This is a genomic window from Stenotrophomonas sp. RG-453 (genome assembly GCF_033843685.1).
In the GTDB taxonomy this organism is placed as follows: Bacteria; Pseudomonadota; Gammaproteobacteria; order Xanthomonadales; family Xanthomonadaceae; genus Stenotrophomonas; species Stenotrophomonas bentonitica_A.
On the sequence record NZ_JAMYED010000001.1, the window covers coordinates 322,661 to 336,011 of the forward strand.

The 13,351-nt window shown below is 69.3% G+C and carries 9 protein-coding genes; 7 read left to right on the plus strand and 2 right to left on the minus strand.

Annotated elements, in window-relative coordinates:
- Positions 1 to 2: 2 nt before the first annotated feature.
- From NJD74_RS01385 to NJD74_RS01395, 3 genes are read left to right on the plus strand one after another with little or no spacing between them, the layout of a single operon-like run.
- On the plus strand, positions 3 to 6,743 hold the full coding sequence (locus NJD74_RS01385; protein WP_319623504.1) for an Hpt domain-containing protein: 6,741 nt from the start codon (positions 3 to 5) through the stop codon (positions 6,741 to 6,743).
- Positions 6,709 to 8,016: a chemotaxis protein CheB gene (locus NJD74_RS01390; protein ID WP_319623505.1), complete on the plus strand. Its 1,308-nt coding sequence runs from the start codon at positions 6,709 to 6,711 to the stop codon at positions 8,014 to 8,016. Before NJD74_RS01385 ends, NJD74_RS01390 begins: the two co-directional genes overlap by 35 nt.
- A 30-nt stretch (positions 8,017 to 8,046) precedes the next feature.
- The gene (locus tag NJD74_RS01395) at positions 8,047 to 8,520 is read left to right on the plus strand and encodes a chemotaxis protein CheW (RefSeq protein WP_019185133.1); all 474 of its coding nucleotides are present in this window, start codon (positions 8,047 to 8,049) and stop codon (positions 8,518 to 8,520) included.
- Between the two features lie 94 nt (positions 8,521 to 8,614).
- Here the strand turns inward: NJD74_RS01395 and NJD74_RS01400 are convergent, their stop codons facing one another.
- Both NJD74_RS01400 and bioA read right to left on the minus strand, forming a co-directional pair.
- The gene (locus tag NJD74_RS01400; protein ID WP_102788146.1) at positions 8,615 to 9,349 is read right to left on the minus strand and encodes a 16S rRNA (uracil(1498)-N(3))-methyltransferase; all 735 of its coding nucleotides are present in this window, start codon (positions 9,347 to 9,349) and stop codon (positions 8,615 to 8,617) included.
- Positions 9,340 to 10,731, minus strand: coding sequence for an adenosylmethionine--8-amino-7-oxononanoate transaminase (gene bioA, locus NJD74_RS01405; RefSeq protein ID WP_046272683.1), 1,392 nt, complete (start codon positions 10,729 to 10,731; stop codon positions 9,340 to 9,342). The genes NJD74_RS01400 and bioA overlap by 10 nt, the downstream gene beginning before the upstream one ends.
- Before the next feature lie 50 nt (positions 10,732 to 10,781).
- Here bioA and nudE point away from each other — a divergent pair, with 50 nt between their 5' ends.
- The 4 genes from nudE to NJD74_RS01425 are packed head-to-tail and all read left to right on the plus strand — an operon-like array spanning position 10,782 to position 13,279.
- On the plus strand, positions 10,782 to 11,330 hold the full coding sequence (nudE, locus tag NJD74_RS01410; RefSeq protein WP_019185130.1) for an ADP compounds hydrolase NudE: 549 nt from the start codon (positions 10,782 to 10,784) through the stop codon (positions 11,328 to 11,330).
- Positions 11,327 to 12,130 (plus strand): 3'(2'),5'-bisphosphate nucleotidase CysQ, encoded by an 804-nt coding sequence (gene cysQ, locus NJD74_RS01415; protein ID WP_319623506.1) that lies wholly within the window; start codon positions 11,327 to 11,329, stop codon positions 12,128 to 12,130. The genes nudE and cysQ overlap by 4 nt, the downstream gene beginning before the upstream one ends.
- Positions 12,131 to 12,146: 16 nt before the next feature.
- Positions 12,147 to 12,959: a nucleoside triphosphate pyrophosphohydrolase gene (mazG, locus tag NJD74_RS01420; RefSeq protein ID WP_319623507.1), complete on the plus strand. Its 813-nt coding sequence runs from the start codon at positions 12,147 to 12,149 to the stop codon at positions 12,957 to 12,959.
- Positions 12,956 to 13,279: a YnfA family protein gene (locus NJD74_RS01425; RefSeq protein ID WP_070425742.1), complete on the plus strand. Its 324-nt coding sequence runs from the start codon at positions 12,956 to 12,958 to the stop codon at positions 13,277 to 13,279. Before mazG ends, NJD74_RS01425 begins: the two co-directional genes overlap by 4 nt.
- Positions 13,280 to 13,351 lie beyond the last annotated feature (72 nt).

Consider the following 13,351-nt stretch of genomic DNA (forward strand, 5'->3'; position numbering starts at 1 on the left):
GCATGAGCACGCTGCGCGATGCCATGAGCCATGCTGCGCTGGGCTGGGTCAAGCCGGAGCTGGACGAGACCCTGCGCCAGGTGCGCAACGAGGTCGAGTACTACGTGGAAGACCCTGCCGACGGCAGCCGGATGCGCTTCTGCGCCGGCTACCTGCACCAGGTGCAGGGCACCCTGCGCATGGTCGAGCTGTACGCCCCGGCGATGGTGGCCGAGGAGCTGGAACAGCTGGCCAACGCGATCGGCGCCGGCGACGTACCCGACCGCGATGAAGCCTGCGCCACGCTGATGCGTGGCAGCGTGCTGCTGCCCGATTACCTGGAGCGCCTGCAGAACGGTCACCGCGACATCCCGATCGTGCTGCTGCCGCTGCTCAACGACATCCGCTCCGCTCGCGCGGCACCGGGCATCAATGAAAGCGTGCTGTTCGCCTTCGCACCGGACAGCGCGAGCGCCACCGAGGCCGAGCTGGACCACGCGCGTGGCAGCCTGAGCGGCCGCAACCGCGAGCTGCTCGATACGGTCGGCAACGCGGTCAAGGAAGAGCTGCTGCGGATCAAGGACGCGCTGGACCTGCACCTGCGTACCGGCGGCGAGCCGGTGCAATTGCAGACCCAGGTCAACGAGCTGGGCGCGGTCGCCGATACGCTGGGCATGATGGGCCTGGGCGTGGCCCGTGGCGTGGTCGTGCAGCAGCGCGATGCGCTGCGCGAGGTGGTCGAGGGCGTGCAGCAGATCGATGAAACGCTGTTGCTGGATATCGCCGGCGCGCTGCTGTACGTGGATGCCTCGCTGGACGACCAGGTCGCCCATCTGGGCGCCGGCGGCAGTGGCGAGGACGATCCCAGCGCGGTGGAGAACCGCCGCACGGTGGAAGTGCTGGCCCATGAAGCCATTGCCAATTTTGCTGCCGCGCGTGAGCATTTCGTCGCCTTCATCGAAACCAACTGGAATCACCAGCAGCTGCAGGAAGTGCCGCGCCTGCTCGGCGAGGTGGCCGGCGCGCTGCGCATGCTCGATCTGTCGGCCCCGGCCGACTACCTGCAGGGCGTGCGCCAGTACATCGCGGTGGAACTGCTCGGCAAGCAGCGCGTGCCCAGTGGGCGCCAGCTGGATACCCTGGCCGATGCCATGGCCAGCCTGGAGTACTACCTGGAAGCCCTGCGCGAACGCCGGCCGGGCCGCGACGACATCCTGGACATCACCCGCAGCAGCCTGGAAACGCTGCGTTACTGGCCGCTGCCGGATGCGAACCAGCCAACCGCCGACACCGGCCCGGAATCGCTGCCGGTTGCGCCCGAGCCCATCGAACTGACACCGTGGGACGCGCCGGCCCCCGAGCCGATCGAGCTCGCGGTGACCGCCGAGGTACCGCGCCCGGCCAACCTGCCGCCGCCGCTGCCGGACTTCACCTTCGATCCGCCGCCGGCGGCAGCCGCGCCCGTGACACCGCCGCCGGTGGCGCTGGTGTTCGATGCCTCCACCGCGCCGGTCAGTGCCGATGCGCCGCAGTGGACGCTGGGCCAGCAGGACGACGCCGATGAAGGGCTGACGTTTGCCCATCTCGACCCGGTCATTGCCGACCTGCCGCCCGGCGCTGCGTGGGGGGTGGCCTCGCTGCCGCCCGCGCTGCAGGCCGATCGCATGGGCGACGACGTCGCCGACGCCCCGCTGGAGATGCCGGCCTTCGTTGCCACCGGCGCCGGGTTCGATCCGGTGGCCGCCGAGCATGAGCTGCTGGCGCTGAGCGACGAGCCGATCGAATTCACCTTCGATGACGGCCTGCGCAACGCCGATGACGTGCTCTCGCTGCAGGTCGATGACGCTGACATCGATACTGACACTGGCACTGGCACTGGCACTGACATCGATACCGATACCGATACTGATATCGACAGCGACAGCGACAGCATTGATGCAGGGGCCGCGGCTTCGTCCAGCGTCACGCCGGGCGAGGTGGATGTGGAAGCGCTGCCGACGTTCCTGCAGGAGATTCCCGTCGCATCGGCGCAGGACAGCGCCGCGCCGCCGCTCGACCCGTTCGCCGACGATGTCGACACGGCCGCCGAGGCCGCAGCCGATGCAGCGCAGCCGAACGCCACGGTGCGCGATGCGGTGATCGGCCGTATCGAGCTGGACGATGCCGCTACCCGCTTCCTGGCCGAGCTGGATGCCGCCGCGGCGCAGTTCCGCCCGGAAGGCGCCGACGCCGAGACCGTGCCGACGGCCGCCGCAGCGGGGAGCCCGACGGTGGTCGCGTCCGCCGATGACATCAGCATCGAGGCGGGCTTCGAAGACGATGGCGAGAACATCGACCAGGACATCCGCGAGGTGTTCATCGAAGAATTCGACGAAGAGCTGGTGAACCTGGGCAACCTTCTCCCGGCTTGGCGCGCCGCGCCGGACAACCTGGACAGGCTGCGCCCGATCCGTCGCGTGTTCCATACCCTCAAGGGCAGTGGCCGGCTGGTGGGTGCGCGCACCCTGGGCGAGTTCAGCTGGAAGATCGAGGGCATGCTCAACCGCGTGCTCGATGGCAGCCGCCCGGCCTCGCCGGCCGTGGTTGCGCTGGTCGGCCAGGCCTACGACGCGCTGCCGCAGCTCAATGCGGCACTGCGCGATGGCAGCCGTGTCACCGCCGATCTGCAGGCCATGCAGGCCATCGCCGATCGCGTGGCCGCGGGCGAAGAGACCTTCCACGTGCCGCTGCAGCGTGCGGTGAGCACCGCGGTGTCGACGGTCATGGAGACCGTTGCGGCCGAGGCTGTGCCGGTGATCGAGAGTACGCCGGCCAACATCGACAGCGTGCTGCGCGAGATCCTGGAAGCCGAGGTCGAGGTGCACCAGGCGACGCTGCAGGCGTGGCTGGATGCCGCTGCCGATGCCCCGCAGCCGGTGACCGACGGCCTGCTGCGCGCCGTGCACACGATGAACGGTGCTTTCGCCATGACCGATGTGCCGGAGATCACGGCCGTCACCGGCGCGGCGGAGAGTTACCTCAAGCGTTCGCTTGCGGCCGATGCGCTGCCGGCTGCGGCAGGCATGGACGCGCTCGCCGAGACCTGCGCCGCCATCACCACCACCATGGCGGCCCTGCAGGACGAGGCCCCGCGGGTGCCCGTGCAGACCGCCTTGGCGGCCCGTCTGGTCGCCCTGGCCGATACGTTGCCCGAAGCGCGCTGGCCGGCGCTGGCCGAGGACGATCTGGACCTGGTGCACGACGAACTGCCCGTCCAGGCGACTGACGCCGCCGGCACGGACGCATTGGACGAAGCGACCGACGCCGGCGAAACAGCTGAAGCGTATGCCGCCGAGCCTGGGCAGTTCGCCCCGGTCGCCGATGCGCGGACGGATGCGGTCGAAGTGATTGGCGATGAGGTTGAGGACGACGCCGCACCGGTGTTGGCGCGCGCCGATGACACCACCGGCATCGACGAGCTGGAGGCCGAGATCGACGCCGATGGCCTGAGCGTGATCGAGTCCAGTCACGCGGTCGCGCCGGCCAACGACGATGATGCGCTCATCGCCATGGAGCTGACCGGCACGGACGACCTGTCCGCCTACTTCGACGCGGAGCTGCCCGACAGCGCGCATGCCGCCGATGCGCAGGCAGCATCCGATGCGGTGGCCAAGGACACCGATCCGGCCGCTATGCATGCGGGCCTGGAATCGGCCGAATTGACCTCGGCCGAGGATCTCTCGCGCTACTTCGATCAGCTCGCCGAGCCGACCCCCCCGGCAAGCCAGGACGACGCCGAGGCTGAAACCAGGGCCGACGCTGACGCCCAGGCCGACACTCAGGCCGACACTCAGGCCGACACCCAGGCCGACACTCAGGCCGATCCGGCAGCGGCGCGCCCGGTCGGCCCCGACGGTCCGGCTGCCGACACCTCTGCCGATGCTCCTGCGCCGGGCAGCGTCTACGCGGCCTCCGTGGATGACGCGGCCAACGACAACTGGAGCGATGGCGAGCAGGACAGCGAGCAGCACGGCGAGCAGGTCGGCGAGCAGAGCAGCGACGAAGACAGCGACGAAGACAGCGACGAGGACGCGCAGGCACTGGCCGACGTCCTGCCACCGCCGCCGGCCTTTGGCGAGGTGGTGGACGCGCAGCAGGCGATGGACGACGGCCTGACCGTTGTCGATGCGCCGGATGCGCTGGACACCCGGGTGCTGGGTCTGGACGCCACCGACGAGAACACGGGTGAAGCCGACGCGTTCGCCGACGTGAGCGAGACCACGGCGCCGGATACTTCGGCCGACGCGGCCACCCCGGCCCGCTTCTTCGAACTCGAAGACGCGCCTGCGGCCAGCCTCACCAACGATCCGGAACCCGCCGACGTCCTCGCGGCGGCGTCGGCCGACAGCGACGACCTCGGGCCGGGCGACGCACTCGACTTCACCCAGCTCGACCAGGAGCTGGTCGATATCTTCGTGGAGGAGGGCAAGGACCTGCTTGACCACTGCGATGGTCTGATCAGCGAGCTGCGCGCTGCGCCCCAGGACCGCGACGTGATCGCTGGCCTGCAGCGCGATCTGCACACCCTGAAGGGTGGCGCGCGCATGGCCGGGATCAATCCCATCGGCGACCTGGGCCACGGCATCGAGTCGCTGCTGGAAGCCGTGGCGGCCAACCGCACCGATATCGACCGCAGCGACGTGCACCTGCTGGAGCGTGGGTTCGATCGCCTGCACCAGCTGCTGACCCGTACCGGGCAGCACCGCACCGTGGCCATGCCCGACGACCTGATCGCCGCCTTCGAGCAGCGCACCCAGGGCCGCATCGCGCCGGCGCCGGCCGACACCGCCAACGATGCGCTGCCCTCCGGCGATGCCAGGGTCGAGGCGGCGATCGCCGCGCTTGTCGCAGCGCCGCTCTCGGCACCCGTCCCGCTGGAAACCGTCAGCGAAGAGGATGGCCTGCCGCGGCCGCAGCAGGAACAGGTGCGCGTGCGCGCCGATCTGCTCGACCGCCTGGTCAACCACGCCGGTGAAGTGGCGATCTACCGTTCGCGGCTGGAACAGCAGCTCGGGGCCTTCCGCGGCGCCATGGGCGAACTGGACCGCACCAATGCCCGTCTGCGCGACCAGCTGCGCCGGCTGGACCTGGAAACCGAAGCGCAGATCGTGGCCCGTTACCAGCGCGAACAGGACCAGGCCCACCACACGTTCGATCCGCTGGAACTGGACCGCTTCTCCACGCTGCAGCAGCTCAGCCGCGCGCTGAACGAATCGGCCGCCGATCTGGGCGGCCTGCAGGGCGTGCTGGACGATCTGTCGCGCCAGTACGACGTGCTGCTCCAGCAGCAGTCCCGGGTCAGCTCGGAACTGCAGGACGGCCTGATGCGCGCGCGCATGGTGCCCTTCGATGGGCTCGTGCCGCGTCTGCGCCGGGTGGTTCGCCAGGCCGGACAGGACACCGGCAAGCAGGTTCACGTCACCCTGGAAGGGACCCACGGCGAACTGGACCGCAACGTGCTCGACCGCATGGTCGCGCCGCTGGAACACATGCTGCGCAACTCGGTGGCGCACGGTCTGGAAACCCCGGAACAGCGCCGTGCCGCCGGCAAGCCGGAAGAGGGCGAGATCGCCATCCGCCTGCGCCGTGAAGGCTCGGAAATCGTGCTGGAAGTGGCCGACGACGGCGTCGGCCTGGATCGCGGGGCGATCCGTCGCCGTGCCGAACAGCGTGGCCTGATCGCCGCCGATGCGGTACTGGGCGATGCCGAACTGGACGCGATGATCTTCTCGCCCGGCTTCAGCACCGCCGACCAGGTCAGCCAGCTGGCCGGCCGTGGCGTGGGCATGGACGTGGTCCACAACGAAGTGCGCCAGCTCGGCGGCTCGGTAGACATCCACTCGGTCAGCGGCCAGGGCGTGACCTTCACCCTGCGCCTGCCGCAGACGCTGGCGGTCACCCAGGCGGTGTTCGTGCAGATCGGCGAGACCACCTTCGCGGTGCCGGTGGCCTCGGTCAGCGGTATCGGCCGGATCTCGCGCGAGCGTTTCGAAACCGCCAACGGCGGCTACCACTACGCTGGCGAGGAATTCGCACTTCACGATCTGGGCACCCTGATCGGCCAGGCCCAGGCCCGTGCCGAAGGCCAGGCCCAGGTGCCGCTGCTGCTGGTCCGCGCCGGTGACCTGCGCGTGGCCGTGGCGATCGACCAGGTGCTGGGCAACCGCGAAATCGTGGTCAAGCCGGTTGGCCTGCAGATCGCGTCGGTACCGGGCATCTACGGTGCGACGATCACCGGCGATGGCCGCGTGGTCGTCATCCTCGACGTCGCGCCACTGGTGCGTCGTTACCTGGCCAATCCGCACAAGCCGATCACCGCCACCGCCAAGGTCAGCGACCGCGATGTGCCGCTGGTGATGGTGGTCGACGATTCACTGACCATGCGCAAGGTCACCGGCCGCATCCTGGAGCGCCACAACTTCGAGGTCACGGTTGCCCGTGACGGCATCGAAGCACTGGAGCGGCTGGACGAGCGCGTGCCCGACCTGATGCTGCTGGATATCGAGATGCCGCGCATGGACGGCTACGAGCTGGCCAGTGTCATGCGCGCCGACCCACGCTACCAGGGCGTGCCGATCGTGATGATCACCTCGCGCAGCGGCGACAAGCACCGTCAGCGCGCCTTTGAACTCGGTGTCCAGCGCTACCTGGGCAAGCCGTACCAGGAGCTGGATCTGATGCGCAACGTGTATGACCTGTTGGGGATCGCCCGTGCACGCGAGTGATGTCCACGCCCTGTTGTCGGTGGCGCTGCTGGCCCGGTCCGGGCCGGCGCGTGAGCGGCTGCGCGAGGCGCTCGACCATGCCGGCGCCCGCGTGGTGCTGGAGGACGACCCCAACACGCTCGAGCTGCAGGCCCTGCGTGATGCCGACCCCGGCGCGGTGCTGATCGCGCTGGAGCCGTCGATCGAAGACGCACTGGAACGGCTGGAGCCGGTGCTGGGCTCGCCGGCACTGACCCTGATCTTCGACGAGGCCGAGCTGGCCGCGCGCCGCGATGGCTGGGAAGCGCAGCGCTGGGCGCGGCATCTGGTGGCCAAACTGCACGGTCACCAGGACGTGCTCCCGCCGGGCTCGGAACAGGACCAGCAACTGCAGCCCGAACCGGGCCTGCCGGTCACCCCGGCGCAGTTGCATGCCGATGCGCCGCTGGAGTTCCACCTGCGCGAAGCGGAGGATGCGGCGTCCGACGTGCCTGCCGATGGCCTGTACCAGGTGCCGGCGGTGTTGAGCGAGCCGGTGTCGCTGGAAGAGGCATTGGCCGCGCTGGAGGTGGACGATGCGGCGAGCAGTGCGCCGGTGGACCCGATCGCCGCGATCGGGGACCACAGCCGCTGGTCGCTGGTCGAAGATGACGCCGTGGTCACTGGCTCACCATCGAGCACCCACACGGGCTCGGCGCCGGAGCGCTTCGACATCGAACGTCTGTCGCTGGTCGAGCTTGAGCCCGAGCCGGGAGCCTCCGGTGGCTGCACGGGTGCGGTGCTGGTCCTGGCCGGGATCGGCGGGCCGGATGCGTTGCGCCGCCTGCTGGCCGCGCTGCCCGAATCGCTGAGCACCGCGGTGCTGGTGCATATGCGCCTGGACGGAGGCCGCTACGGCAATCTGGTCAAGCAGATGGCACGGGTGTCCGCCCTGCCGGTGCTGCTGGCCGAAGACGCCCAGCCGGTGGAAGCCGGGCAGGCCTACATCCTGCCTGATGACATCGGCATCGTCGTGCGCCAGGGCACGCTGCATTTCATCGCCGAGCCCACCGGCATCCAGATCGCGGCACTGCCGGCCTTGCACAGCGGCGTGGTCCTGCTCAGCGGCGCCGATGCCGCCCAGGTGGATGCCGTGCTCGCCCTGGCGGCCGCCGGGGCCTGGGTGGGCGGTCAGATCGGGGAGGGCTGCTACGACCCGACGGCGGCCAGTGCCGTGGTCGCTGCCGGCCAGCAGGCCGGTGAACCGCCGCAGCTGGCCGCCACCATCGCCGAACGCTGGGGCGTGGACGCGTAAGCGCGCCGACGCACCCTTGAAGGAATCTCCATGAGCTACGCCAGCAACGACGAAATCCGCGGTGTCCTGATCCAGGCCGGGCACGAACGCGTGCTGCTGCCCAATGCCACCGTCGCCGAAATGATGTCCAAGGTGCCGGTCGAAACCGTGCCCGACGCACCGGCCTGGCTGGTCGGGCAGATCGCCTGGCACGGCTGGGACGTGCCGCTGCTGTCCTTTGCCCGGTTGTCCGGGCAGGGCGACGAGCCGGTGGTGACCAACAACAAGGTGGTCGTGCTCAAGGCACTGGGCGGCAATCCGCGCCGCCCGTACTTCGCCCTGCTGACCCAGACGTTCCCGCAGCTGATCGCGGTGCCGCGCGACGGCCTGCTCGCCGACGCGTCCGAAGAAACCCTGCCGCAGGGCGTACACATGCGCGTGCTGCTGGGTGAGCAGAGTGCGCTGCTGCCGGACCTGGACGCCCTGGAAGCGGCGCTGGACGAATCTTTCCCGGTCGCGGGGTGAAGTGTCCCCGCGCCTGTCGGCGTGCCCCCTGGACTCAAGGGCGCAATCGCTCCCGATGAATCAAGGGGGCTGAGGCGTCAGGCAAGCGCGATCGTCAGCCCAGATCGCCCAGGCGTGCCTGCACCGCCGCAATCGCCGCCAGCCCTGCGGTCTCGGTACGCAGCACGCGCGGGCCCAACTGCAATCCCTGGAAGCCCGCCGCGGCCAGCGCCTGGCGGTCGCGCGGCGACCAGCCGCCTTCCGGGCCGATCGCGATCACCACGCCGTCCGGTGCGGCCGAGAGTGTCGACAGACGATGCTCGCCCTGTGGATCCAGGGTCAGCTTCAACGCCTCGGCCGGCATCGCGTTGGCGGCGTCCTGCAGCGATCGCGGCGCGACCACGCTTGGCACGCGCGCGCGGCCGGATTGGCCACAGGCCGAGACCACCACGCTGTGCCAGTGCGCCAGGCGCTTCTCGGCGCGGGCCGCGTCAAGCTTCACTTCCGTGCGCTCGGCATTGACCGGCACGAAGGCCTGCACGCCCAGTTCGGTGGCCTTCTGCAGGATCAGGTCCATCTTCTCGCCACGGGCGATGCCCTGCAGCAGGGTGATGTGCAACGGCGATTCGTTGTCCAGCGCGGTGGCGGCCTCGATGCGCACCTGCGCATCGCGCTTGCCCACCACCACCAGGGTCGCGCTGTAGTCCTGGCCATCACCGTTGAACAGCACGCAGCCATCGCCTTCGCGCAGGCGCATCACGCGGACCAGATGGTTGGCCGCATCCTCGGGCAGCGACAGGGTCTGGCCGACAGTCAGCGGATGATCGATGTAGCTCCGGGTCACGCGCATGCGACGGCCTCGTCGATGGCAGCCAGGGTGGTCAGTGCAAGCAGATCCAGATGGTCGTCCTCCACGCAGTACGGCGGCATCCAATACAGCACATTGCCCAGTGGGCGCAGCACCACGCCGCGCTTGAGCGCGGCCTTGTAGGCGTGCAGCCCGATTCTGGCCTCGGCCGGGAACGGCGTACGCTTGTCGCCGTTGCGGGTCAGTTCGAATGCCACCACCATCCCGGCCTGGCGCACATCGGCGACATGCGCGTGGTCGGCGAACGGTGCGGCCAGGGTGCGCATCACTTCAGCGGTGCTGCGGTTGCGGGCGATCACGTCCTCGCCGGCGAAGATGTCCAGCGTCGCCAGCGCAGCGGCGCAGGCCAGTGGATTGCCGGTGTAACTGTGCGAATGCAGGAACGCGCGCTCGCGCGAATCGTCGAGGAAGGCGTCGTACAGCGCCTGCGTGGCCAGCACCGCCGAGAGCGGCAGGAAGCCGCCGGTCAGGCCCTTGGACAGGCACAGCAGGTCGGGCATCACCCCGGCCTGTTCGCAGGCGAACATCGTGCCGGTGCGGCCGAAACCGGTGGCGATTTCATCGGCGATCAGGAACGCACCGTTGGCATCGCACAACGCACGCGCACGCTGCAGATAGACCGGGTCATGCATGCGCATGCCGCCGGCGCACTGCAGGCGCGGCTCCAGGATCACCGCGCAGATCTCGCCCGGGTGCTGGTCGAACAGCGTGGCCAGCGCATCGGCCGCCTGGTGCGCACGCTGCGCCGCACTCTGGCCGGGTTCGGCCAGGTAGGCGTCGGGCGAGGGCGCGAACAGTGCCTCGGTCAGCAGCGGCGCGTATACCCGCCGGTACAGCGGGATGTCGCCGACCGACAGCGCACCCAGGGTTTCGCCGTGGTAGCCGTTCTCCAATGCCACGAAGCGCGTGCGGTGGTTCTCCCCGCGGTTGCGGAAATAGTGGAAGGCCATCTTCAGCGCCACTTCCACCCCGGCCGAACCGTTGTCGGCATAGAACACCTTGGCCAGCGGATCACGCCCGGCCTGGCGTGGCGCGATCGCCAGCAGGCGCTCGGCCAGCCGCACCGCCGGCGCATGGCTGAAGCCGGCCAGCATCACCTGTTCCAGCTGCGTGGCCTGCTGGGCGATGGCCGCGCCGATGCGCGGCTGCGCATGGCCGAACAGATTGGTCCACCAACTGCTCACCGCATCCAGATAACGATGGCCGTCGTGGTCGATCAACCACGGGCCTTCGCCACGGGCGATCGGCAGCAGGGGCAGGGTGTCGGGGTGCTCGCGCATCTGCGTGCACGGGTGCCACAGCACGGCCAGATCGCGTTGCCGCCACTGATCGGCCAGCGTGAGGGGGGCTGGGTCTGCTAGCATTTCGGGCTCATGAACACGTTTTCACCAGTACCCATTCTAGAGATGCTCGCATGAGCCGTCGCCTGCCCATCATCCACCAGATCACGGACGAGGAAAGCGGGCCGTTCCAGCGCCAGCATCTGGATCTGGAATTCTCCAATGGCGAACGCCGCCGCTTCGAACGGCTGGTGACCCGCGGCCATGGCGCCGTGGTGGTGGTGCCGATGCTCGACGACGAGACCGTGCTGCTGGTGCGTGAATACGCCGCCGGCATGCATCGCTACGAGCTGGGCCTGGTGAAAGGGCGCATCGATGCCGGCGAGACGCCCGAACAGGCGGCCGACCGCGAATTGAAGGAAGAGGCCGGTTACGGTGCCCGTCGGGTCGATGTGCTGCGCGCAATGACCCTGGCGCCGACCTACATGAGCCACCAGTCGTGGCTGGTGGTGGCGCGCGATCTGTACCCCGAGCGCCTGGCCGGCGACGAGCCGGAGGAACTGGAAGTCGTGCCGTGGAAGCTGGCCGACCTGGACCAGTTGATGCTGCGCGAGGACTTCTCCGAGGGCCGATCGCTGGCGGCGCTGTTCATCGCGCGCGAGTGGCTGGGACGGAAGGAATGATCAAACTCACGACGGATCTGCGCGAAACCGTCATCGCCATCGCCCAGGACGCGGCCGCCGCCATCATGGCCGTCTACGCCACCCCGTTCGATGTGGAGATCAAGTCCGACCACAGTCCGGTCACCGCCGCCGACCTCGGCGCCAACCAGGTGATCGAGCGCGGGCTGGCGCAGCTGACCCCGGACCTGCCGATCCTCTCCGAAGAATCGGCGCAGGTACCGTGGGAGGTCCGCCAGCACTGGGGGTCGTACTGGCTGGTCGATCCGCTCGACGGCACCCGCGAATTCGTCAAGCGCAACGACGAGTTCAGCGTCAACATCGCGCTGATCTACCAGGGCGCACCCGTCTTCGGCGTGGTGCTGGCCCCGGCCACCGGCCAGGTCTGGCACGCCATGCGCGGCGAGCTGGCCTATCGCCGCGACGGCATGCGCGATTCGGTACTGCGCACCCGCACGCCGGCCTCGGCGCCGCTGCGGGTCGCCGCCAGCCGCTCGCATCGCAGCGAGCAGACCCAGGCGCTGCTGGACCGCATGGGCGATATCGAGGTGCTCGCACAGGGCTCCTCGCTCAAATTCTGCCGGCTGGCCGAGGGCACGCTGGACGTCTACCCGCGTCTGGGCCCGACGTCCGAATGGGACACCGCCGCCGGTCAGTGCGTACTGCATGCCGCCGGTGGCGCGGTGCTCTCGGCCGAGACCGGCAAGCCGTTCCGCTACAACCGCCGCGAGACCCTCTTGAACGGTGACTTCATCGCGCTGGGCGATACCCGCCTGCCGTGGCGCGAGTGGCTGTCCGCCTGACCTGATTGGAGCAATGATGCCTGCCACCCCCGAACTGGACCGCCTGCTGGGCATCATGGCGCGCCTGCGCGACCCGCAGCAGGGCTGCCCCTGGGACCTGCAGCAGGATTTCGCCAGCATCGCCCCGTACACCATCGAGGAAGCCTACGAGGTCGCCGATGCGATCGACCGGGGTGACCTGGATGACCTGAAGGATGAACTCGGCGACCTGCTGCTCCAGGTGGTCTTCCATGCGCAGATGGCGCAGGAGCAGGGCGCATTCGGGTTTGCCGACGTCGCCCGCGCGATCAGCGACAAGATGGAGCGTCGCCATCCGCATGTGTTCGCCCAGGTCCAGGTGAACGGCGCGGAGGACGTCAACAGCAACTGGGAGGCGATCAAAGGCGCCGAGCGCGCCGCCAAGGGCCACACCGATACCTCGGCGCTGGCCGGGATCTCGCGCGGCCTGCCGGAATGGCAGCGGGCGGTGAAGCTGCAGGCGCGTGCGGCGCGGGTCGGTTTCGACTGGCCGGGCCCGGCGCCGGTGATGGATAAAGTACGGGAGGAACTGGACGAGGTCGCCGCTGAATTCGCGCGCGGCCCGGTCGAGGAAAACCACGCGCGCCTGCAGGAAGAACTCGGCGACCTGCTGTTCGTCTGCGCCAATCTGGCCCGCCACGCCAAGGTCGATGTCGGCGCCGCACTGCGCCAGGCCAACCAGAAGTTCGAGCGCCGCTTCCGCGCGATGGAAGCCCAGGCCCACGCGGCCGGGCAGACCATGGCCGCGCTCGATCTGGACGCGCAGGAAGCCCTCTGGCAGCAGGCCAAGGCGGACGAGCCCAAGCCGTGAAAACGCTGCTGCTGTTCGTGCTGACCGCCGTGGCCGAGATTGTCGGGTGTTACCTGCCCTGGCTGTGGCTGCGCAGGGAGGGCAGCGCGTGGCTACTGCTGCCGGCCGCTGCCAGCCTGGCAGTGTTCGCCTGGCTGCTGACCCTGCACCCGGCCGCCAGCGGCCGTGTCTATGCGGCCTATGGCGGGGTCTACATCGGCACCGCGCTGATGTGGTTGTGGCTGGTGGACGGCATCCGCCCCAGCCGCTGGGACCTGCTGGGCGTCGGCCTGTGCCTGGCCGGGATGATGGTGATCATGTTCGCCCCGCGCAGCGCCTGATCCTGACCTGCGGCGCGTCAGGCACCCCGATGCCGGCGTGAAGGCAGCGTGGCTATACTCGGTGCTACGAAT